The sequence below is a fragment of the Desulfomonile tiedjei DSM 6799 genome, assembly GCF_000266945.1.
GTDB classification, from domain to species: Bacteria; Desulfobacterota; Desulfomonilia; order Desulfomonilales; family Desulfomonilaceae; genus Desulfomonile; species Desulfomonile tiedjei.
In genome coordinates this window covers 240,848-263,923 of sequence record NC_018025.1, presented here as the reverse complement: position 1 = coordinate 263,923, position 23,076 = coordinate 240,848, and the positions used below count along the sequence as shown (strand labels likewise).

The window sequence follows — 23,076 nt, the reverse complement described above, 5'->3', positions numbered from 1 at the left end:
AGCGCCATGCCCATAGGCATGGTTCAACGACCCTGAAAGGGTCGACCAACAGGCAAAGATTCTCAAATGTCATTGGTGGACCCTTCCAGGGTCGCGAAGACAAAGGATTTGCCGTATCGCTTCCGTGGGTTTGCACCCACGGCTATTGTTGCGTAGCCCCTTTCGGGGCCGAAGAAACCTCTCCTATGCGTGACTGGATAGTTGCCAAGGGGTCCGCTGCAGCGCTATCCTGCTTTTCTTGTTTAAATTTAGAGTGATGGAATTCTGTCAGACAGTCTCTTGTAAGGATTGCCTCTTTGCCGGCTCTCTTCTTTGTTGAATGAAAACCTTTTAATGAACGAGGTCTGAGCTTAACAAAAAACAGTCTTACATGAGGCTTGGCCTAGTATTTCTGCGGAACAGCTTGTCATTTCAATTCATTTTTAGTATAATCGGGATCACACGGCTGCATAAAAACGGGGTATGATTATGAAATTGTTTTTAGGTCGTGGTGTGTGCAGATATGCATGCATCGGTTTGGTTGTCCTAATCCTTCATGTCTTTAACGAAAACTCCCGTGCTCAGACCGGCTTTGACGTGTGCAAAGATGCCTTTGCCATCTCAAACGCACCTGGGTACTGTTTCGCTATGGCCTCTTTTTCCCGGTGGTATTATCTGAACCGCAATGGCGGGCCGTGCTTACGGCAGATCATGGATAAGAAAACTCAGCAAATTTTGGCAAAAGAGCTCCAGGGATTCTACAGCAAAAACCTTGTTGGCGTTCAAGCGGATTACTGCAATAGATATCAGGGGCATCAGAATGCGAGCACCCGGAGGTTCCTGGGAAATTTGGTTTCCGGAAATCCCAGCATAGTGCTCCTTATGAACAAAGGTCCGAGAGGCGTTGTGCTTCACGCTGTTCTGGCGTACGAATGGGTTTCTGAGAAGAATTTAATAAAGATCTACGATCCTAATTATCTCAATCGTGAACGGTACATAGATTTGGGTAAGAGCACGTATACATCGTTGGATATCACGTATCACGCGATCTGTTTTCCTGATGTCCTGAACGATCACCCTGAATTAACAAAGAAGATTACCGCTCTATACACTCAGCACGTCGAATCCAGGCTTGCTCGGAATCCCGCGGCATGGAGGAAAGCTGCTGCAACACCATCCGACGATCCTTCAAAACGCGAAAGATACTCCCGCGGTCCAACCAAATAGAGAAAAGTACCATTCGTTATTCAACGGCTGAAAGTCTTCCTGATACTGAACGATTCTGCTGAATCCCGCAAGACTGAGCGTGACGTCCGGATGCACATCCAGACGCACCTCCACGCGGCCGAGGGTGAGAAACCCGCGAGTGATCAGATGAATACCTTCCAGTTCTCCAATCAATTCAGCGCCGAGAGGAAACAGATAGCGCGCTTCCAAACCGACAACGGGATACGTTCCATCCAGACTGCGCGTATTTGAAGTCAATCCTTCTTCTTCCGTAGTTCCATTGAGACTAGCAGTGTACCGAATGTGATGTACGCCAATTCTGGGCGCTACCCACCAGGAAGTCTCATCCCACAGCTTGTACCCGTACTCCAATCTCAGCCAGTTGAAATCGAGCTTTGTTTCCAGGAGTGTTTCCGGCGAGTACGTTCGATTGTGGAACAGAAAAGGCCTGGTAAGACGTCGCGTACCTGAAGGCGAGTACATGAGATACTCGAAATTTACATAGTGCAAATCCTGAATGGCCGCGTTCAATGTGACAGCAGTGGCTTCTGACTGATCCACCCCCAGATCCGTGTTCACGTCGACTTTCGTCCCGGACCCGATGCGTCCACCTGCGGGAATGAGCATATCCCCAGTGTGCCAGATGTAACCGGAATCCATACCAAATCGGAATTTGGCGAAAGAAGTCAGGCGAAACGTTTCCTGAGCCCAGGCCGTCTCAAAAAACGAGGACATACATAAAAGACACAAAAACACACGGTAGATAAATCCGGCCAAGCGCATAGGAATTCTCCTCTCGGGGGAGGATGTTCAGGCAGCACGGTTTATATACTTTTAGCAGCTCCGGGGCAATAAGGAATGTCGGTAATTTTCGCAGACTTCCCGAATTATGTTTCCGAAATTTCCCGTATAGCTCGAGTATAGCTGGAAAAAAGTATCTTTCGCGGGGATTCCGAAAATCCACCATAGATAATCAATTGTAAACTTCAGATTAGGTTGCAGAGCAGGGTGAAGAAAAAAAAGGAGGTGTTTCTGGTGGTTCGTGGGAAATCGCATTTTTTGGTGCGATCTCCCAATTGAATGTTAAAGCTTGCCACTTCGTGAATTTTTTCGGCCATGGTGTGTTATGGAATGGGGGAACGGCCGGATGAGCAACTTGTCTAAGCCGCTACATCGTCCTCGATAGGCCAGCGCCCTTGATTCAGCCATCGTACCAGAGAAGCGTCAATGGCATCCTCGAAAACGTCGCATCGAGCAGCTATCTCTTTGAAGGAAAGACCTTCTTTAAGCATTTGGTGAATGTTCTCGGGAGTCATTCGCACTCTGGAGCCTTCCATCTTCAACATAAGTCACTCCTTCCAACCTGATAACCTTGTATGATCTCTTTCCCCGCCGAAGGTTCCCTCTTTTAATAAAAAAGGTGAGGTTTCCGCTCCAATTTTCTCTGTATCGCAGAAGAGATCTCGGTTTCGGTTAATTTTTTGCAACCATTCGGTTGCGGGACCCCGGTGCGCATACGAAGGTTCCGGTTGAAAACCTTTGGAAGATGTTTCGGTTGCGAAAGGATGGCTCCCGCTTCCCCTTCCAAGAATTTCCACGACGCGGTCACGATCGATGCGAACTAACGACAGAGTTGTCTGCGCTGACGAAGCGCAAGAATTCCTGCCTTGCGCGTACAGACAATAACCGTAATTTTCGTCGGGGCACATCTTACGCCAAATCCTATTCTCTACAAACAAAAAATATTAGACCAGCTTACTGATTCATGTCAATGAAAAAATGAACCGTTCTGCAATTATTTAGTAAACCATTTTGCCCTCAAAAAGAGGGTATTGAGAGACTCTTTTTGTCAAGAATGTCCGCCTCAAATTCCGATCCGCGTCACATGTTGTCCCCAGGCGATACTATAGTGTCTACCAAAAGTTTTGTCGGATTCAACTCCCCCCTGACCCCCATAGGCGTTAAAATAAGAGCATCCACTTTCAACTTTCCTGGTGGGGGTCGGCGTCTCTGCCGACCCATGTTGACGGAAAACACCCGCGAGCAGCTAGGAGTCCACCATTCAGCAACTAACTTAATCGTTGTCATTGCGAGGAGCGTAGCGACGTGGCAATCGCCTGGCACTCAGGCGCTTAATTTCAGGCGATTGCTTCGCTTCGCTCGCAATGACAGTCATTCAGACACTCTGGCAAAAAAGATGCGGTTCGCTTCGCTCACCGGCATCCCACGCACTCAGACAAAATACCTCTCAAACCACTGCCCGAGACTGAAGCCTTGCATGAATCCAAGCCGCCAGTTCATTCGTAAACCCGAGCCGGCAGGTTCAATCAGTCGTACAACGCCCCGAAAGAGAGTAAGTCTGTCGAGTTATCCGTGTATCTTCCAAAAAAATATTCAGTATTGCGATAATTTACAGAGTGGATTGACTAGTTACTTTGAGAATCTTATTTTAACAGAAGTTAAGTACAAAAAGATTGTTCCTAACCCAAAGCTTTCGAGTTTGTGGACGAAGTTATACATGCGAGAAAATTTTGAACCCAGCTTTGAACCAGGACATCCGGAACTTACTTCGGTTCCGGTTGGGTGTGACGAACTGTTGGAAGCAGTCGGAGAAGAAAATCTTAAAGCAATAACTCAAGATTTTCTCGAACTTGTCAATTCGGCCTCTTCTATTCATACCAGCACAGGACAGCCAGTCATCGGAATTTTTGCTTCTGGTTGGTGCAGACTTCTCAGTCGAGCATCGCGGGATTTGTGCGGAAGTATCAGCCAGGAGGAAGCAGTAAAAAGTGGAAATTGGCTGTGTCACGAGTCCTGCTGGGCAGCGTCGAAAAGAGCTATTGAATCGGGACTTGAGGCTGAAGCCGAATGCCACGGAGGTATTCGTCTCTATGCAGCGCCTATACGAGCTGGCAATGATATTGTAGGCGCAATCAACTTCGGTTTTGGCGATCCTCCCGCTGATATGAACTCTATCCGTCGGATTGCGCGAAAATTCAAGATATCGTCGAAAGAACTGGAACAGCAGTTAAGTTCCTATCCGTCTCGCCCTGAATACATTATCGAGATGGCCAAGAAGCGATTGTCCACCGCCGCAAAACTCCTTGGAGCCATCGTCGATTGGAAGCGACGCGAAGAGCGTATTCAGAAGAAACACCTCATTCTCGATCAGAAGCTCGAATATCAGACAGCCGAACTGAATTCAGCACGGGCACGTGTCAAGCTCATTACTGAAAAAGCGCCGGCACTCATGGATTCTGTGAATCGTAACGGATATATCATGGATGTCACTGATTATTGGCTTGAGGTCATGGGATATGCACGTGATGAGGTGGTGGGGCGCCATATCACGGAATTTATGACGGAAGAGTCGAGGACCAAAGCTCTCGGTGAGGATTTGCCGGTCTTTCTGGAAACAGGATCCCTGAGAAACACCGAATACCAGTTTAGAAAGAAAAATGGGGAATTGCTTGATGTCATCTTTTCAGCGGCTGCGGAACGAGATTTTCGAGGCAAGATCGTTCAAAGCATAGCTGTTCTCACCGACATATCGGATCTGAAGCGGACAGAAGAGGCTCTCCGGCGGAAAAATGCGCTGCTCGAAGCAATACATGATGCTCAGATGCAGTTCATCTCGGACGCAAAGCCCAAGGTGCTTTTCGGAAATCTCCTGGAAAAACTCCTCGCTCTTACGGGCAGTGAATTCGGCTCCATTGGTGAAATACTGCCCGAGCCTGAAGAAGGATCCATCCTCAGGGTCCATGCCATGAGTGACATTAGCTGGAACAAGAAGACCCGCGAATTGTATCAAAAGCATATTTCGGAGCAGACCGTGGAATTTCGCACGGTAAGCAATCTTTTCGGCAAAGTAATCGAGACTGAAGCACCTGTGTTGTCGAACGATCCTGCATCAGACCCGAGAAGAGGAGGAATCCCCAAGGGCCATCCTGAAATAAAGTGTTTTCTGGGATTACCTTTCCACTTCGAGGGAAAACTTGTGGGTGCAGCAGCTCTGGCAAATCGACAAGACGGTTATCAGATTGAGCTTGTAGAATATCTGCAGCCGTTTATTTCGGCCTGCGCAAATATCATACAGGCGTACCGGACGCACCGAGAGCATCGTAAGACTGAAGAATCCCTGCGAAAAAGCGCTGAACGTTACGATCAGATATTTACAAAAAACAAATCCGTCAAGCTGCTCATGAATTCCGACGGCATCATCGTGGATGCGAATCCTTCGGCAGCAGAATTCTACGGATACTCGCAAGAAGAGTTGATCGGTATGCACATAGCGAAGATTAACAATTCACCCCCTGAAAAGATCGCCGATGCTATTCGTAAGGTCAATGCAGAAGAAAAGATGAGTTTCGTGTTTCAGCACAGACTGCGTTCCGGAGAAGTCCGGGACGTGGAGATCAGTTCCACTCCTATTGAGATTGGCGACCGTAAACTGATCTATTCCATTGTGACTGATGTTACTGAAAGAAAGAAAGCCGAAGCAAAATTGAAGGAGAGTGAACAGCGCTTTCAGACCATTTTCAGTGCAGCAACCGACTTCATTTACACCAAAGATGTGTATGGTCGATTTATGGACGTGAATCCTGCAATCGAGAGTTTTACCGGACTCAAGGCTTCGCAAATCCGCGGCAAAAGAACTGAGGACATTTTTGGGGAAGAACTCGCACGCTCGGGACGGGAATCTGAATCTCGTGTGCTGCAGGGCGAATCTGTCGAAAAAGAGCTTACTTTCAGTGTCAAAGGATTTAGCGTGACGCTGACGTGTTCCATGATGCCTCTCAAGGACGCTGACGGGAATGTCAAAGGAATTTTGGGTATAGCCCGGGATATAACCGGTCGACGAAGATCTCAAACCCTTATTACTATTCCCGAAACTTATGTATCCCAGGCTATGAGACTGACGTTGAATAAAGCAGAAATGGCTGCAAAACGAGATGCCACCATTTTGCTTCTGGGAGAAAGCGGAACCGGAAAGGATTACCTGGCTCGCTATATCCACAATCGCTCCGGACGTGCAGGGGGTTCTTACTTTGCGGTAAACTGCGCTGCCATTGCCCCGGAGCTTGCTGAATCCGAACTTTTCGGCCATGAAAAGGGAGCATTCACCGGTGCGATCGTTCGGAAACGAGGACTCCTGGAGCTTGCCGAAGGGGGTACGCTGCTGCTCAACGAAATTGGAGAACTCTCCCTGCCTTTGCAGGCCAAACTGCTTGCCTTCCTGGATACGAGAAAGTTCACCAGGGTCGGCGGCGAAAAAGAGGTTACCGTGAATGCCCGCCTCATTGCCGCAACCAACAAGGACTTGGAGAACGAAATTCGGGAACGTAGATTCAGACAGGACCTGTTCTTTCGTCTGAGCGTATTGACCATAAGGGTGCCTCCGCTTCGTGAAAGGAAAGACGATATTCCGTGTCTGGTCAAGGAGCTGCTTTCCAACCTTGTGAGCGAACTACAACTGCCTCACATGCCGGTAATCGAGCCCAAGGTCATCCATGCGTTAAAGCGCTATGACTGGCCCGGAAATGTGAGAGAACTTCGTAATGTGCTCGAGCGATCTCTTATTCTTTCCCACGGACAGGAACTCAAGCTCCGCGGCCTTGGTTTCGGGGAAGAACCGGAAGAAAGTATGAGGGCAACGTTCACAGCGTCATTCCCCAGCGAGCAGTCCATAAATGAAGTCACTCAGGAGTTGAAACGTTTCTTTGTCGCCGAGGCTCTCAAACGCTCGGGAGGCAACAGGCAGGGAGCAGCCAGGATGCTGGGGATTTCCCGATATTCACTGAAGCACTACATGAAGTCACTGGGATTCCGTGACGAAGAAACTGATTAATTCTTGGGGTATGGTTCCCTCAATCTGCCGGACCTCATACAGAAGGCCAAACTCCAATGTTCATTCTTCTTGATTTGGTCCTTCTGAAGACGGTCTTCCTTGATTTTTTCCATAACTAACAGCAGTATGAGTTCTTTGAAATGCTCGGTAATACCGATGTGCTTTCAAAGCAGTAACATACGGGAACCTTTTTTGTAAAGAGGGTTCCCGAACCCTCCAAAAAACTTTTAGCACTCGCCCAAGACCATAGTTTTTTCGAGAGAAAAACTATGGTCTTGGACGAATATTAAAAGTTCTTGGGAAGGGTCTGGGAAACCCTTCTTGGCAAGAAGTGTTTCCCAGATTTTATCTCTTTGGAATGCAAATCAGTATAAGGAGTTTCACATGCCCTTTGCGGAAATCCGAGGCAGACAGATCTATTACGAGATTCATGGGCAAGGTCCGACGGTGGTTCTTCTTCATCACGGTTTTAGCAGTCTGAACATGTGGAAGGGCGTATATCCCGCTCTTGTGGAGGCTGGTTATCGGGTTGTCCTGTATGATAGAAGAGGCTACGGGAGATCGGAACGGGGGCCTGATTTTGAAGACTTCTACTTGAGCGGTACCTTTTGTCAGGAAAATTGCCAAGATCTGAAGCAACTCAGCCATGAGCTCAATCTTGGTAGATTCCACATGGTCGGCCAGTGCGAGGGAGGAGTTATTGCAGTTCACTATGCAGCCGATTTTCCCGATCAGGTAGTCTCCATTACCACATCGAGCACTCTCTGTTACAGCCATGTAACTATGGCTGAATTCAATGCCGCCAAATTTCCCAAGGCGTTTCACGAATTGGACGCGCAGGTCCGTGACAAACTCCTGTTATGGATTGGAGAAGAGCACGCGGAATCTCTGTACGAAATGGCTCGAACAAAAGGAGGAGCGTACGGATCGGACAAATTCGATATTCGCCCGTTATTGCCTCTCGTTCAGTGTCCGGCGCTGGTTTTGTATCCGGACCGAAGCGCCCTTTTCGAGGTAGAGCAGGCCGTGACGTTTTACCGCTCGCTCAAGAACGGTGAATTGGCGGTTCTCCCCAAGTGTGGTCACAATACCTATGACCAGCAACCGGAATTATACATTCGACATGTGTTGGACTTCCTCAACCGGGTCACCTATGAAAATGCCAACCTGATGGACTTTTCCATGACGTGCCTGGCTCCGTCTCCGCCGCAGCGATAACACAAATGCGCTTTCAAAAGGGCAAGACCGAAGAACCTTTTTATAAACGGATTATAGCGACTGCGAAAATTAGTGTCCGATTGAAGATTAGGGAAATTGGTGGGTGCCGTGCCTCCGTGCCGGCACACATTCAACATAATCAATGAATATCGATGTGGTGAGCAAGGCGAAACACATCATTTTTTTGCCAGGGTATCTGAATTGCTGTCATTGCGAGCAAAGCGAAGCAATCTCCTGAAGGTACAGGCCCATGTCAGGAGATTGCCACGTCGCGTTCGCTCCTCGCAATGACAATCATGAGCCGTGTTGCTGAATGATCAGGTCCGATATTGTTTATAGAGGTTTTCGTCACATCTTGAACTGACAGGAATTCCGCATCTTCTAAATAGAGCGGTCCAGCGACGACCCTGTTTTAGGGTATATGAGGGTCAGGGGGTTTTTTCCGACTATACCGATTCTCGAAAGTAATCACGGATTGTGAAGAGCAGTTCCCAGCAATTGGTAGCGCCGGCCTCCGTGCCGGCGAACAATTCACCAAACAAAGCAATAAGTTATCGCCGGCAGGGACGCCGGCGCTACTGATTCTTCCCATTGCAGGCATTGGATTCCGTCAAGACTTTCGATAACAGCTATAACATCTGCACTGAGTTTCGGTCATCTATTTCGGCAATGACTGTAACAACTTCTTTCTCACTTCTTGACCCCACTTTTGTACCCAAGCGTAAGCGGCATAAATTCCTTCTCAGAGACGATCTCTAAAGCTGAAAGATCGTCGGTGAAAACCGTTCCCGCGGAATCATAAGGAATCTTCTTGAAAAAGCTTGTCTCAGAACCCTCGGCAGATCGCTGCGAGTCACGCATGACCTGAAAAAGCTTGTTCCAGGTCTGGTCCGGAAAGTCCAGAATTTCGGATTCCACCTCAGGTCGATTGACTTTTGCGTCGTTTTCGGAAGCAATGAGAAGACGAGTGGTGAACACGCTGCCACCCTCAGTCGGGCGGTATTCAGCATAATAGACGTGAGGAAAGACTGCAGCGACCGTGTTGGCAATATCTCGGAACACAAGCTTGTCGCCTGTGGTTCCTATATTCATTGCCAAGAGACCGTTCCCGGTCATTCGCTGTTTGACTTCCGCAAAGAATTCCAGACTCGCCAGGTGAAAGGGAATGTGAGGCGGTCGAAACGCATCCACGAGCACTATGTCGTATTGACCGCGGGATGCACGCATGAAGAGTCTGCCGTCACTCACGTGTGAAACGAGCCGAGGGGAATAAGAGAAAGGGAAATACGGAGCAGCAGCTTCAAGGAGCCCTCTGTCGATTTCAACTCCATCGATCACTGTATCGGGGTATTGTTGACTGATGAGGTACGGGGCACAGGCTCCTCCCAAACCTATGAGGAGCATTTTGTCCGGAAACTTGCGATTCGCTGCATAATATACCCGTGGAACGAGTGCGAACATGTCCTGCCATGAATCCGTTATGGGACTGCCTTCGATCCACATGGACTGCATGCCGATTCCTGCATCCGTGAGAAGCACAGTCGCCCGGGCATCTTCTTTCTGTGAAGAGATGGGTATTTGGAATATGCTGACGTGCTGATACAGCGTTTCGCGCTGATGGACAAGCGGCGGTTTCAATGGTGCTTTCAATCCGTTTAAGCCCAGGAGCAGAGCCACAATGACAATCCCCGTACCTGCCGCGAAATAGAAAAATCCGGACCTTCTCAAAGGCCATAGAACCGTGCAGAGAAGCAGTCCGCCGAAAAAGAGGAAAGACAGACGCATACCAATCCAGGGGAGAAGAATCAAGGCAGGCATAAGGGTCCCAAGTATGGAACCGAGCGTTGAGAACGCAAAGACTTTTCCTGCAGTACGGCCCACTCCGGACGAATCCAAAGCTGCTACGTGAATAATGAACGGGCTTGTCATACCCAGAATTACTGCGGGTGCGGAAATGAGCAAAGCACAGATGCTCAGGGCAGTTACGAGCGCATTCGACGAGCTGTCCGCAGCGACGGAAAATCTGCCCAATGCTATTTCCATGACCGGTTGAGCCACATAGGGCAAAAATATGACGAAACTCGCCGCAAAAAACAGAATCGCAGCCAGGAATTCCACCTTTGGCTTTTTCTCGGCCAGAAGACCTCCCAGATAGTACCCTGCTGTTAAGGCTATCATGGTGGATCCGATGATGACCGTCCAAATCATGACGGACGTGCCGAAAAAGGGAGCCATGAGCCGCCCTGAGCACATCTCCAGTCCCATGATGGTCATTCCGGAAACGAACGTAAGTAGAATAAGATAGCGTGTTCCCGGCGGATGAGGTTTATTGTTTTCTGGTGAAATCATGTGCTTAGTCATTTCTACTTGAAATCTTTTCCGATTTTATGCAGTTCAGGGAGTCGGCTTCCTATGTTTCAGTTCCCACATACCCGTAGCGAATGGAATAATGAGGACGAGCCATCCTGTGACGACAATTCCGGGCCAACCGGATAGCACGTACATATAACCGCTGACACTGATTCCAGCAAATCCGCCCAGATAATAGAAAAGCACGTACAGCGAGTTTGCTCGACCTCTACTGGACACAAGCCTTCTGTTGAGCGATCCGGCAGCAGCCGCATGCACTGCAAAGAATCCGGCGCATATTCCGCACAAACTGAGCGCTATTCCAGGCATTGACTTTATAAGGGTGGTTCCTATGGATACTGCAAACACAACTGCACCCAAAGCCATAATAACACCGTTACCCATGCGGTTACTGAGATTCCCTGCAACGGGGCCCATAACGATTCCAATCACGTACGACGTGTACATGAACGTGATTGCATTGGTGGAAGCCCCGAATGCAGGTGAAGAAAGATAAAAAGGAAGATAATTGAATACCGATGAAAAGACAAAAAATGCACTGAAGGCCACAAGAAATGTTCTGAGCAGCTCAGGTCGAACAATCAACGCGAGAAATCCTTGATCTTCCGGATCTGCAGGGTTCTTCGATTTCTCGTGGGGCAGAAACCGGTATGCAGCAAGCGTCGCCAGAAATACCATTACGGATGCGGTTACGAAGGCATATCTCCAGTGCAGCGGCGGATGGATGAAACCGCCAAGCAGTCTGCCACCGAGTCCGCCTGCTACGGTTGCCGAAATATAGGAGCCCATGACCACATTGAGTTTTTCTCTGGGCAGAGTCTTGGACAGGAATGCAGCCACGCACGTAGTGAGACATGGAATGAACAGGCCTTGCACAAAACGAGTGCCTATCAGTAGCGATATGCTCGTGGTTATGGAACAGGCGAGACTGCAAAGCGTAATCACTATTCCGCCGGTCAAAATAATGGGTTTGATGGGAAATCTATCTGCAGCGATGCCCAATGGGCAATTGGAGAGCGCTATTCCGAAGATAACGGCTGATATGGTCAGAGACGCGTACGTCTCGCCCACCTCGAATTCGGAGCGGAAAATCGGTAACACAGGTTGGGTAATGTAAATGGTCGTAAACGCAGCGGCAACAAGAGAGAAAACCAGGAGTTGCAGTCCGGACCAGGAATCGAGCGAAATATCATTCTGCTTCTCTTTCATCCCTAACTATATACCACTTATTGCTGCAGGTCCGTGCCTCGAAAGTGGCACGTGAATTCCGGATCAGCAACAAATATTGCGAAAGAGATGCTCATTCGAATTTGCATTCAAAATCCCCCCATTCCCCCCTTTAATAAAGGGGGGTTATACCGATTCGCTTTTCTTTTTATAATCTGGCAGGCTGGAGGTATCCTTCGCTCCGGATGACGCAAAGCCGTCTAATCACTCCGCTCAGAACACCTCAGCCTGCGCTATCTTATATACATAATTGCGAAATGGTATTAGAGGGCATAGGCGCTGACTAAGAGAGTTTTGGATTAGTTGTTCCGGAGGAACAATTGAAAATAGGCCGGCGATTCATCGCCGGTTAAGGAAAAATCTAATGATTTTCGAGTCCCGGAGGGACGGCTGATACACAAATTCCCGGCAATGAATTACCGGGCTATTTTCTTTTGTCCCTTTGGGACAAAGAATTGGATCAAATTAGCGTCTATGGGGCCAGAGGGGATTTTCGTGTAACTTTGAAAGCAAATTGGAATCAGTTATCGGACTGTAACCCGACCATTTCCCAGTAATCTTGAACGGAAAGTATCATCTCTATATACGCATCGAAATCAACCGGCTTGACGATGCACAGGTCCGCCCCGAGTTCGCGCCATGCTTGCACGTCGATCAAAATATCGGATGTGGTTACAACAACTTTTACGGTACCGGAAAGGTTCGGATCTCCGCTGATTTCGAATAGAACCTCTTTCCCGTTCTTCTTTGGAAGATTGAGATCCAAAAAGACCAGATCAGGCTTTACGGAATCTACGTATTTTCCGCGTCTGAACAGGAAATCCAGAGCCTCTTGTCCATCCCTTACGATGTTTACGCAATTCGCGATCTCCCAACGTTCCAATGCTTTTCTGGTCATCAGAACATCAATGGGATTGTCTTCCACCAACAGGATGTTTATTTCTCGTATTTTCTCTGTCATGACGTTCTTCCATCGGGTATGCTGAAGAAAAATGTCGACCCTACTTCAACTTCCGATTCTACCCAGATTCGCCCGCGGTGGCGTTCAACGATTCTCTTTACAATGGCCAGCCCCATACCGGTACCGTCAAAAGTTTCCTGTTTGTTCAGTTGCTGAAAAATGACGAAAATGCGGTCAAAATACTCTTTCGGTACGCCGATGCCATTGTCCTGTACGGAAAAAATCCATTCATTGCCGGTTTTTTGTGCGGAAATATGCACTTGAGGTGAATCTGTACGCCCGAATTTCACGGCATTTGCTATGAGATTCTGAAATACTTGCATCAACTGCGTTGCATCTCCCTGTACATCAGGCATTTCATCGTACGTGACAGTCGTGCCTTTCGCGTAAATAAGGTTCTCGAGATTGTGAAGCGATTGTTCCAGGACTTTTTGGGTGTCTACCCTTTCGAACAGTTGCCCTAGATTGAGCCTGGAATACGTCAGAAGATCGATGATGAGAGACCTCATCTTCTTGGCGGAATCTACTGCATAGTGGATCAACGTGTCCGATTCTTCGTCGAGGCGTCCTTTGTACAGTTTTTCGATCATCTGCAGAGCACTCACTACATTACGCAGAGGTTCCTGCAAATCGTGTGAAGCGACGTACGCAAATTGCTCGAGATCTTTATTCGATCTGATTAAGTCGGCTTCAGCTCTCACGCGATTGGTAACGTCGTGAATGATGGAAGAAAGCAAGGTTCGACCACGAACGTTCAGTGTACTGGTATACACTTCAACATTCCGGATTTCTCCGGACGCAAGTTTGTGTTCAAACAAGAAGAAGTGTTTGAGTTCTGCACGGGCTTTGTCTATCTCGGCATAAATTTCTGAGGGGGATAGCACATTGACGTGCACTATTTTCATTTTCTTCAGATCCGCGAGTTCGTATCCGTAAAACTTTGAAGCTGCCGCATTTGCATCGAGTATGTCTGCAGTGTCAGGATCTATAAGTAATTTCACTGCGTGACATCCATGGAACATTTGCCGATAAAGCTCCTCGTTTTGTCTGAGTGCTTCCTGGGCCAGTTGCCGCTCGGTAATATCCCGGTACAAAGCCTGATTCAGGTTATCTCCTATGTGTCTGCCGCAGACCTCGCATGCCACGTACGTGCCGTCTTTCATACGCATGCGACGATCCAGGCGGGTCAATACACCTTCAAGGATTGCTTGCAGCTTTAGAGGCGTTTCTTTCAGATCTTCGGGGTGAATCAGCTCTTCTATATGTTGTCCCCTGATTTCTTCCAATGAGTATCCGAACATGTGCAGGATTGCCTTGTTGGCATCCACGACAGTACCAGTATCATCGAACAAAAGAATCCCGTCTGCCGAATCTTCATACAAGGCCTTGTACTTTGCCCTGCTTTCCAGTAATGCCTGTTCCGTTTGTTTTCGCTCTTCGATTTCCCGAGCTAATTTCGCTGTGCGTTCCCGGACCTTTTGTTCAAGTTCGGCATGCGCTTTCTTCAATTGTTGCTCAGCTTCTCTACGCCGATTTTGGTTATCATATGCTTTTATAATGTTGGCACACGTCATAACATAAGGCTGAAGGAAATCGACAAGTTCGCTATCGTAGCCATCGGCCCTGTTGGCTAAACCAGCCATACCGATAAGTCTGCCATTATGGAGGAAAGGAAGACCCAGGAACGCCCGAATAGGAGGATGATCTTCCGGCAGTCCGATTCTCTGACTGTTGTTTTCGGGATGATTGAACACTATCGGGTCGGCCGCTTCGTCGATCGAACTCCACAATCCGCTGATTTCACGAGTCTCTCCGTTCGTGCGATCGACTTGATGATTGTTCTGCTGGGATTGTTCGTTGCATGAGTTGCTGACGACAGCTCTATGGTACAAGCGTAATCGGCCGTCCGCATTTTCGACGATTTCACCGATGAAGCCGAATTCACTGGCGGTGAGTGAGCAAAAATCTTCCAAGAAATGGGCGAAGACGGTCTCTGAATCCGTGTCTGCTATGAATTGTGTTTGTGCCCGCTCGACTGCCTGAAGTAATTCGTTCTGCTTTCTCGCGGTTTCAAGAGCTGCAGTGCGTTGTTTCACTGTACGTTGGAGCGCCTGATTGAGATCTCTTACCTCCGCTTCCGCCCGTTTGCGTTCGGTAAGATCTCGAATAATGCACGTTCCAAGGAGTCCGACCGGGCCTTTTCTACAGGATACCGCCATTTCCGCCGGAAACCGTCGGCCGTCGTCCCTCTCCAACAGCACTTCTATGTTCCCCGGTCGAAACGAATGAAAGGCAGATTCTCCTTCTTTCGTAACCTGAAGCTCCGCATTCCTGTTCTCATTGACGAGCTGGAAGAAAGACGCTCCAATTGCCTCCTGCTTCGAATAGCCGAACATCTTCTCGGCTGCTGAATTCCAGTCGATGATCCTTCCTGAGTGATCGAAAGTGATTATCGCGTCAGTGGCAGTCTCCACCAGCATCTTGTACCCTGCTTCAGCATCCGCGAAAAGTCCGGCAATGGCTTCTTCAAGGGTCACACCTCGTAATCTGGCATTTTTCAGCGAACTGAAGACCGCAGCCAAAGCCATGAGACCGCTCATGTACAGCGCACATTTCCCCAACCATCCTATCGGAGATCCAATTGCCCTGAGGAAGAAGAAGCTGATCATTGCTATCGAAGAGAGCGCCAGAGAAACTGCATACCAGTAGAAGAAATCTGACCTGGACCGTAGATAATGCGTGAAGAAGAACGCGCATGAGACAATGTAAAGCACTGTCGAGCTGCCGAGAACCGCTTGCCTTAGCATCGACGGCCCATGCGAAGGATCGAAAAACGGCAGGATAGCATCATTCAAGGCGGCCAATGTGACGCACACAACGATCCCGGTCACACCTGCATATGCAGCGGCAACAGTCAGAGGTTTTCCTTTGCCGTAATGCGGATGACGACCGGAAGCATTGAGAATCGCTCCTATGGCGTGAAAAACAGATCCGAAGAAAAACCCGGCAGCCTGAACGGTAGTGGCATCATTCGCTCCACCAACTCGGGTTACCAAATAGCTCCCTATCGACACGGCCAACCCTAACGAAAGCATGCCGCACCCCATGAAGAGGACTGCGTAGGAGCCGCCGTTCACATATGTTTTACCGGCAATATAAGCGATGAAGATAGAAAGAATGCCGCCAAATATAATTGACAGAAAAGGAGCCAGAAAGAGTAATGCAAAAACGGTCCGTATATCGAGAGTAGCCAAAACCAGTAAGGCAACGGCAAAGACCGCCAAAACCAGCAGCCCGGAAAACTTCGGAATTGTCATGACTTCACCAATTGAACAAGTAACGCATTAATTGTCGATGTCATCAATAAAAGACGAATCAACTGAACCAACAAAGATTTCTTTGTCGAAGACACACGTGTTACTGAAATACCTTTGGAAAATGCTCCGACACGGCCTAAGTAAGGCCGGTGTTGCATTCGTCCAGGCGACTGACTGTGTTCCTCATGAGAAGAATAAAGCCTCAATTAAAACTTGACTGAGGAAGCATCCTGTTTTTTCGAAATAATTGCTCGCTATATAAATCTCAATGTAACACATAAAATGCGAAAATTCGAATTCTTTTTTAAGACAGATGGACGTCCGTTCTCAATACAAGTAATGTTGGATCGATATTCCGAGACAGTTTCCTATGTGTCGGCTGTATTTGAGCAAGGGACAGACGCCAGAATCTTTGATATTCGGTCCAATACCTTTTCGCAGGGGAATAAGATAGCAAAGGCTGGGGTGTCCTGAGCGGAGTGATTAGACGGCTTTGCGTCCTCTGAAGCGAAGGATACCTCCAGCCTCACAGATGATAAAAAGAAAAACGAATCGGTCTGAGATGTCAGTAAACCAGGAGATCCGTCTTATCGGTTTTCTCCCACGGAAGATCGAGATCCGGACGGCCGAAGTGTCCGTAAGCAGCCAATTGCCGGTAAAATCCTTGTTTCGATTTGGCCGGAAGCTGCAGCAAATCGAATTGTTGGATGATTCCGCAAAGCGTAAACTGAAAATGCTTCTTTACCAGGGCGACAATCGCCTCATCGGGCAGAAAACCTGTCCCCATGGTTTCCACTTGAATACTGACCGGTTCGGCAAGACCGATAGTATAACTGACCTGAATTTCGCAACGCTCGGCCAATCCTGCCGCTACTACGTTCTTGGCTGCGTATCGGGCTGCATACGCTCCGATTCTGTCTATTCTGAGGGGATCTTTCCCACTGAGAGCAGAACTCGCGTTTCGCGAGAATCCCCCATAGGTGTCTATAGCATTCTTGCGGCCGGTCATTCCAGAGTGCACCGAAGGACCTCCCAATTTAAGGGGTCCTCCAGGATTGATGAATATGAAGGTATTGTTATCGGGTTTTAAGAGCTCATTCTCAAAAGACGGCTCGATCACTGTCTCTCGAACATCCCTTTGAAGACGATCGACTGAAGGATAGTTTCGATCGGTTTGGCTCGTATTTACTGCTATGCTGTAAATTCTGACCGGGCGAGAGTCGCGGTATTCCACGGCAACCTGAGTAGTCCCATCCGGAGCCAGATAGTCGAGCACACGAGTATTGCGTACCTCGGCAAGCCTTCGTGCCAATCTGTGCGCAAGCCAGATCGGAAGAGGCATCAAAACAGGGGTCTGATTACACGCAAACCCGAACACGGTTACCTGATCGTCAACCGGAATCCCGTTCTCAGCACTTTCGCATTGAACTGCATACGTATGCTTACGATCGGAATCCGACATCTCTTTCAGGCTGGTCAAAATACTGCACGTCCGAAAATTGAACTCCTGGTCCACATACCCTATTCGCCTGATTACTTTTCTGGCAACATTGGGAAAATCGACTTTGACGTGAGAAGCAAATCGTGCAGCAATGAATACAACGGAAAGAGATACTGCACATTCGGCGATGATTCGGGCCGAAGAGTCGTGTTCGAGGAATCGATCGACAATTGCGTCACTGATCTGATCGCACAGCTTGTCAGGATGCCCTTCCGTAACGGATTCAGATGTGTGGATGTAACTACTCATGCGTGGTTACCTCTGTTCAAGCTTTTTGCTTGCCTCGGACATCAAGAGAGGGATCACCGAAGCCCCCCCTACTACGAGCCAATCAGACAATGCCAACGGCGTCAATCCCAGCAAGGAGCGGAGTCCCGGAACAAACTGTATTACAATTTGCAAACCCAGAGAAGTGGCAATGGCAGCCTTCAGGTATGGATTCGGAGGCGACGGTTCGGCGTCGAAAATGGTTTTCACCTCCGAACGGCAGCTCAAAGCATGCAGAATCTGCGCATTCGTAAGGCTTTGAAAAGCAATTGTCCCGGCATAAGGACCCGCCCCGTGTCGTAACAGGCCATACCCGTATGCCGTAAGACCGGAGATCGTCATTAAGGCAGATTCAAAACCGATGCGCTTGAAATCACTCCTCTCTACGATCGGCCGTTGAGGATCCCGAGGAGATCTCTGCATCACATCAGGCTCCGGAGGATCCAATGCAAGAGCAAGACCCGGAAAAATATCGGATACGAGGTTGATCCACAGCAGTTGCATGGTATTGAGAGGGTACCCCATTCCAAGCGCCCCTGCGACAAACATCACTTCAATTTCGCTGAAATTTGTGGAAAGCAGATAATGAAGCGTTTTCCTGATATTGTCGTAGATTGCTCTCCCGTCCCGAATTGCCACAATCATGGTTTCCAAATCGTCTTCTTCCAGCATGACGTCCGCAACTTCCCGAGCTACGTCCGTACCGGAACGTCCCATTGCCACGCCCACATCAGCCGCTTTCAGTGCGGGGCCGTCATTAATCCCGTCGCCGGTCATGGCCACAACCTTGCCTGCAGACTGGAGAGCCTGGACGATCTGGAGTTTGTTCGATGGACTAACCCTTGCAAAAACATGGACTTTTTTGCTCAGCGCCTTAAGCACTTCCGGGTCGATTTGGGACAAATGGGTGGAATCGACAATCTCGAGGGGATGATCCCTATTAAGCCCAAGCTGTTTGCCCACTGCATATGCTGTCGGACTCTGGTCTCCCGTAACCATGATTGTGTCCAGGCCCGCGGCATGAAACGCTTCGACAGATTCTCTCGCACCGGGTCGAACAGGATCTTCCATTCCCACGAGTCCCAACCACGTGAAATTTACGTCTCCATCCGAGTTATGTTCGTTGGCATAGGCCATTCCGAGGACTCGTAAGGCATCACCGGCCATGGAATCGTTCTCCGACTCGATGATCGTCCGATCTTCATCCGTCAAGGGAGTCTTTGTTCCGTCTTGAAGGTGGAAATTGCACATACCGAGCACATCGAGCGGACTGCCTTTCACAGCGACCAAGGTCTCGTTGTTATGCTGATGGGTCGTGGTCATAAATTGCCGGTCGTCGGATCGATAATTTGTCGCAATCAGCGGAAATCTGGACCTGACGTCCGTTATGTCGATCCCGTACACAATTGCCAAGGACATGAGCGCGTTTTCCGTCGGAGTTCCTTCCAGGACGAACGTATCGTGATTGCCGGCGATCTGACTCTCATTGCACAGAATGCCGATTTCGATCAGTTTGCTTACCGCGATCCGGGAATCATCCGGCGAAGAGCCATTTTCCGACCGGAGCTCCGTTCCGATTATGTCGATACGCTGGAACCCTGAATAGATCCTCGTTACGGACATCCGATTTGCAGTAACCGTTCCTGTCTTATCGAAACAGATCGTCTGAATTGACCCCAGAGTGGATACGGCTTCAAGATTTCGTATGAGGACTTTGCGCTCTTTCATTCGCCGGATTCCCAGAGCGAGAGTAGTTGTGGCCACAGCGGGAAGCCCTTCGGGAACCGCGGCGACTGCCAGGGAAATGGATGTCTTGAACATATTCAGGATCCCGTTCCCCCGCAGGATTCCGATAACAAAAACCAGGAAGCACACAACACCTGAGAGAACCACCAACTGATTGCCTATGTGCCTCAACTGTCGTTCTATCGGTGTTTCCGGAGATTCGGATTCGGCCATGAGCGACTGAACCCTGCCCATTTCGGTAAACGACCCCACCGCAACCACGACTGCCAATCCCTGACCTCCGGTGACGAGCGTTCCTTTGTACACCATGTTGACTCTGTCACCCAGCGGCAGGTCCTCTTTCCGGAGGGTCGCATCGTTTTTTGCCACCGGCATATTTTCCCCGGTAAGGATCGATTCATCCAGAAACAGCCGAACCGCCTCGAGTATCCTTGCGTCCGCGGCAACATAAGTGCCCGGTCGCAGAACGAGGATGTCTCCCACCAGAATTTCGGGAGAAGAAACCTCAACCATCTTGCCTGACTTCAGAATCATCGCCTCAGGCTGAATGTCTTGCCTGAGTGTCTCGATAGCCCTTTCAGCCTCACTTTCCGTTGCGTATCCTACAACTGCATTGATTGTCATTACCGCGCCGATTACAACCGCATCCAATAATCCCCCCGTTACTACGGAGATTCCAGCCGCCGCGCCAAGAAGGGCAACCGGCAGGGAGTTGAATTGACTGAGAAAAAGCCGGAATTGCGATCGAGGCTCCGCCTGAGGAATGGTATTCGGTCCGAACAATTCGAGATTCTTATCCTTAGCATCCTCGGGCAGTCCTGAAGCAGTGCTGTTGAGTTTCTCAAGGACGGTCTCTTTGTCAGTCACATGCCAGGTAGGCAGTTCCGAGGGCGCAAGGAAGCGGGACGTCCATGAACGGCCCCATGTGCGTTCGCGCGCTGTTCGTGCAAGAGCGGAATCCGGATGCTGCAGGTACTCTTTTGCGACATTCTCGAGTAGAGTAGCAACTACTTTGATGTTACACGCAGGATCGTAAAGAATGAGTACGTTTCCCGTGAGAATGCTCGCGGAAACCGACTTTATTTCTTTTCTTGCGGGCAAGACTGCTTCGAGAATTGTCTTGAGAGCTGAACACCGGTAAAGGCCGGTTACTTTGAACCTGACTCTCCCTTTGAGACTATGTATCTTTTGTATCAATTATCTACCCGACATTTTCACTGTATGTTTAATAATGTTCAGTGAACCGATAATTATTAATCCACAATATCTACGTCTTCAACACCGATCTCAGCTCCTTCATCAAATTCATCGACACCGGAATGCATGAAAACACCCAGTGCATAGTAGAATGCGACATACCACGCGGGAAGAACCACATTCCCCCGTGCAAGTTGCCACATCCCTGAAGTAACCAGGCTGACGAATACGAGACTCGGTATATCAATTTGTCCGGATGTAAGAGTCAAGAGTTCCTTGTTGTACGATCGAAATGCCGATGCTACATTCTGGAACAAGGTCTTTCGTTGAACCGGCGGGCGTTTCAGGGTGAAAAGGCCCTGTTTGTATGCCTGTCGCTTTAGCTCGTCCAGTTCTCCGTCATAGATAATTACAATACTTCCCGTATGAGGAGCGGCTTTAACTTCCTCTACCCCATGCAGAGCTCGCAATTTTTCGGAAACGTGTGCGAAATAATCGCTATCTCCCCGTTTGGAAGGAATCCTCACCCTCAATCGCCGAGGAATTGTATGACACACATGAGCAACGGGATGCATGGTCCCACTCTCCACTTTTTTTCTTCATAATACGGGTAGCTTTTATTTTTGGCAAGCTGCCGAATACTAATATGTTCGACTGCTGCAATAATCCTGTTAAAAATACCAAATAACGGGATCACAAGAATTGTACCGATCCGTCGAACGGTTACATCTCGGTATTCAACTTTAAGCTAATAACTGCATTTATACCATTCGAGACTAAACAAGATTGCATGCTTTTGTTTCAGGGAGGGGGAGGAGCCTCGTACTTTCTTATGCCTGAGAACAGAGCTGTGGACACGCCCTGGACGAAACCGAGTTTATTAATAAAACCGCCTAATTGCGTCTGACTGATTGTCCACTGTCGTACAATGGACCGGCACGCTGGCAGCAGGATAAATATATAATGAAAAACGGTAGTTATCGAGACCCCTTTCTAATAATTCTTTACAAACATTTATTTTTTTGCTAACGCTCCGCTAACACAAGGCACGCATTATGCCTTCAAGGCTTTGAACAAGGGGAATATGTATGTCTTATTACGTTCATGCGGTGGCAGGAAGACTGAGAATTAAGCTACCAATCCTTAAGAAGAATCCAACCAAGGCTCAGAAATTGGAAGAGTTGTTGAGAAACCTCTCCGGGGTCGAGCATGCTTCGACAAACGGTATGACCGGCAGTGTAACTATCCTTTTCGACGAGAAAGTCATCGGTTCTGACGGCATTCTCCTGCTTCTCGCTCAGGAAGGGTATATCGACATTTTCCAGCTCATTGCAGGAAAGAAACGCGAAGAATCCCCGGCATCTCATATCGGACAGGCAGCTTCGAAAGCTCTACTGGGCTTTGCACTCGGTCGCGCATTCCAGGGGACGCCTCTGGCGTTTATTAGTGCTTTTATTTAGTCTCGGACTCGCGGGACTGAACGCGATGTCCGCGAATGTCCCTGACATTCTATTCGTTCTTCAGCATCTCTCGCTATTCATCAATTATCAACTAATGTCAGCTCAGTGTTCGGTGAACAAAATCATCTTTGGCAAGGCACACCGGAATTTCTCTCATAACGGCTATACGGAGCAAACGGATTAGCCGCACGCACTTATCCACTTCGCAGCGAGTGCACACAACAGCGATATTTCTTCACTAATCGATCCACCCCGCATCAACGAACGAATTATTCCTCAACGTCTCTTGCAGACAATTCAGTTTCTATTTCAGATTTGACCTCAGCTATAATATCCTCAGTCATTTCAGTGACTTCTTCAAGCATTTCTCTCCCGCGTTCATACACCAAATAGCCGTTTCTGATCACGGCTTTCATAAGTGGCCTCATGGAGGCTGCAACGACAGGGACAACGACAGGCGCCAGTAGTAATCCTACTCCAATTGCAATACCTGTCCAGACACTGGATTTTGGTTTCAAATCAGTCAGAGCCATGCAGTACTCCTTTCAATAATTCTCTCATTAGTTTTGTTGTAATCGATTGTTCACGTAATTACAATGAAGAACACTTTTTCTCATATTCTTCTGAACAGTATCATGGGAGGCAGGCCAATGCGCTTTCATACGAGTAATATCGGGAAGCCTATCAGTAACCGGCGCCCGTAGGTCTCCGAAGGGAAGTCAGGCTGCGCTGTCCGTAGCGAAGGAGACCCACCGGAG

General features: G+C 48.7%; 14 protein-coding genes. 4 read left to right on the top strand and 10 right to left on the bottom strand.

What is annotated here, in order from left to right; genetic code table 11:
• Positions 1-468: 468 nt before the first annotated feature.
• The gene (locus DESTI_RS01080) at positions 469-1,206 is read left to right on the top strand and encodes a hypothetical protein (protein WP_041285861.1); all 738 of its coding nucleotides are present in this window, start codon (positions 469-471) and stop codon (positions 1,204-1,206) included.
• Here the strand turns inward: DESTI_RS01080 and DESTI_RS01075 are convergent.
• Entirely contained in the window at positions 1,168-1,989 is an 822-nt protein-coding gene (locus DESTI_RS01075) for a hypothetical protein (protein ID WP_014808119.1), read from the bottom strand. The genes DESTI_RS01080 and DESTI_RS01075 overlap by 39 nt on opposite strands.
• A 377-nt stretch (positions 1,990-2,366) precedes the next feature.
• Positions 2,367-2,552, bottom strand: coding sequence for a hypothetical protein (locus DESTI_RS01065; protein ID WP_014808118.1), 186 nt, complete (start codon positions 2,550-2,552; stop codon positions 2,367-2,369).
• A 1,172-nt stretch (positions 2,553-3,724) separates the two neighbouring features.
• Here DESTI_RS01065 and DESTI_RS28235 point away from each other — a divergent pair.
• Complete coding sequence (locus DESTI_RS28235) at positions 3,725-7,054, top strand: sigma 54-interacting transcriptional regulator (protein ID WP_052315975.1); 3,330 nt, start codon at positions 3,725-3,727, stop codon at positions 7,052-7,054.
• Positions 7,055-7,438: 384 nt separating this feature from the next.
• Positions 7,439-8,272, top strand: a complete 834-nt coding sequence (locus DESTI_RS01050) for an alpha/beta fold hydrolase (protein WP_014808115.1) — start codon at positions 7,439-7,441, stop codon at positions 8,270-8,272.
• 690 nt (positions 8,273-8,962) lie between these two features.
• On the opposite strand, the gene DESTI_RS01045 is transcribed toward DESTI_RS01050, so the two are convergent.
• The 7 genes from DESTI_RS01045 to DESTI_RS28225 form a co-directional block, all read right to left on the bottom strand.
• Entirely contained in the window at positions 8,963-10,621 is a 1,659-nt protein-coding gene (locus tag DESTI_RS01045; RefSeq protein WP_014808114.1) for a spermidine synthase, read from the bottom strand.
• A gap of 45 nt (positions 10,622-10,666) precedes the next feature.
• The gene (locus DESTI_RS01040; RefSeq protein ID WP_014808113.1) at positions 10,667-11,851 is read right to left on the bottom strand and encodes an MFS transporter; all 1,185 of its coding nucleotides are present in this window, start codon (positions 11,849-11,851) and stop codon (positions 10,667-10,669) included.
• A 538-nt stretch (positions 11,852-12,389) separates the two neighbouring features.
• Complete coding sequence (locus DESTI_RS01035) at positions 12,390-12,830, bottom strand: response regulator (protein WP_014808112.1); 441 nt, start codon at positions 12,828-12,830, stop codon at positions 12,390-12,392.
• On the bottom strand, positions 12,827-16,147 hold the full coding sequence (locus tag DESTI_RS28230) for a PAS domain S-box protein (protein WP_014808111.1): 3,321 nt from the start codon (positions 16,145-16,147) through the stop codon (positions 12,827-12,829). The genes DESTI_RS01035 and DESTI_RS28230 overlap by 4 nt, the downstream gene beginning before the upstream one ends.
• A gap of 565 nt (positions 16,148-16,712) precedes the next feature.
• Entirely contained in the window at positions 16,713-17,897 is a 1,185-nt protein-coding gene (gene metK / locus DESTI_RS01020) for a methionine adenosyltransferase (RefSeq protein WP_014808110.1), read from the bottom strand.
• Between the two features lie 6 nt (positions 17,898-17,903).
• Positions 17,904-20,858: a cation-translocating P-type ATPase gene (locus DESTI_RS01015; protein WP_014808109.1), complete on the bottom strand. Its 2,955-nt coding sequence runs from the start codon at positions 20,856-20,858 to the stop codon at positions 17,904-17,906.
• A 56-nt stretch (positions 20,859-20,914) separates the two neighbouring features.
• On the bottom strand, positions 20,915-21,433 hold the full coding sequence (locus tag DESTI_RS28225) for an HMA2 domain-containing protein (RefSeq protein ID WP_014808108.1): 519 nt from the start codon (positions 21,431-21,433) through the stop codon (positions 20,915-20,917).
• Positions 21,434-21,946: 513 nt separating this feature from the next.
• Between DESTI_RS28225 and DESTI_RS01005 the strand changes: the two genes are divergently transcribed.
• Positions 21,947-22,318, top strand: a complete 372-nt coding sequence (locus DESTI_RS01005) for an HMA2 domain-containing protein (protein WP_014808107.1) — start codon at positions 21,947-21,949, stop codon at positions 22,316-22,318.
• Positions 22,319-22,587: 269 nt separating this feature from the next.
• Here DESTI_RS01005 and DESTI_RS01000 read toward each other — a convergent pair whose 3' ends face one another.
• On the bottom strand, positions 22,588-22,851 hold the full coding sequence (locus DESTI_RS01000; RefSeq protein ID WP_014808106.1) for a DUF5132 domain-containing protein: 264 nt from the start codon (positions 22,849-22,851) through the stop codon (positions 22,588-22,590).
• Between the last annotated feature and the right edge of the window lie 225 nt (positions 22,852-23,076).

Bases quoted from the DNA above. Each gene is read 5' to 3' on its own strand.
- DESTI_RS01080 (WP_041285861.1), top strand. From the start codon at position 469: ATGAAATTGTTTTTAGGTCGTGGTGTGTGCAGATATGCATGCATCGGT.
- DESTI_RS01075 (WP_014808119.1), bottom strand. From the start codon at position 1,989: ATGCGCTTGGCCGGATTTATCTACCGTGTGTTTTTGTGTCTTTTATGT.
- DESTI_RS01065 (WP_014808118.1), bottom strand. From the start codon at position 2,552: ATGTTGAAGATGGAAGGCTCCAGAGTGCGAATGACTCCCGAGAACATT.
- DESTI_RS28235 (WP_052315975.1), top strand. From the start codon at position 3,725: ATGCGAGAAAATTTTGAACCCAGCTTTGAACCAGGACATCCGGAACTT.
- DESTI_RS01050 (WP_014808115.1), top strand. From the start codon at position 7,439: ATGCCCTTTGCGGAAATCCGAGGCAGACAGATCTATTACGAGATTCAT.
- DESTI_RS01045 (WP_014808114.1), bottom strand. From the start codon at position 10,621: ATGATTTCACCAGAAAACAATAAACCTCATCCGCCGGGAACACGCTAT.
- DESTI_RS01040 (WP_014808113.1), bottom strand. From the start codon at position 11,851: ATGAAAGAGAAGCAGAATGATATTTCGCTCGATTCCTGGTCCGGACTG.
- DESTI_RS01035 (WP_014808112.1), bottom strand. From the start codon at position 12,830: ATGACAGAGAAAATACGAGAAATAAACATCCTGTTGGTGGAAGACAAT.
- DESTI_RS28230 (WP_014808111.1), bottom strand. From the start codon at position 16,147: ATGACAATTCCGAAGTTTTCCGGGCTGCTGGTTTTGGCGGTCTTTGCC.
- metK (WP_014808110.1), bottom strand. From the start codon at position 17,897: ATGAGTAGTTACATCCACACATCTGAATCCGTTACGGAAGGGCATCCT.
- DESTI_RS28225 (WP_014808108.1), bottom strand. From the start codon at position 21,433: ATGCATCCCGTTGCTCATGTGTGTCATACAATTCCTCGGCGATTGAGG.
- DESTI_RS01005 (WP_014808107.1), top strand. From the start codon at position 21,947: ATGTCTTATTACGTTCATGCGGTGGCAGGAAGACTGAGAATTAAGCTA.
- DESTI_RS01000 (WP_014808106.1), bottom strand. From the start codon at position 22,851: ATGGCTCTGACTGATTTGAAACCAAAATCCAGTGTCTGGACAGGTATT.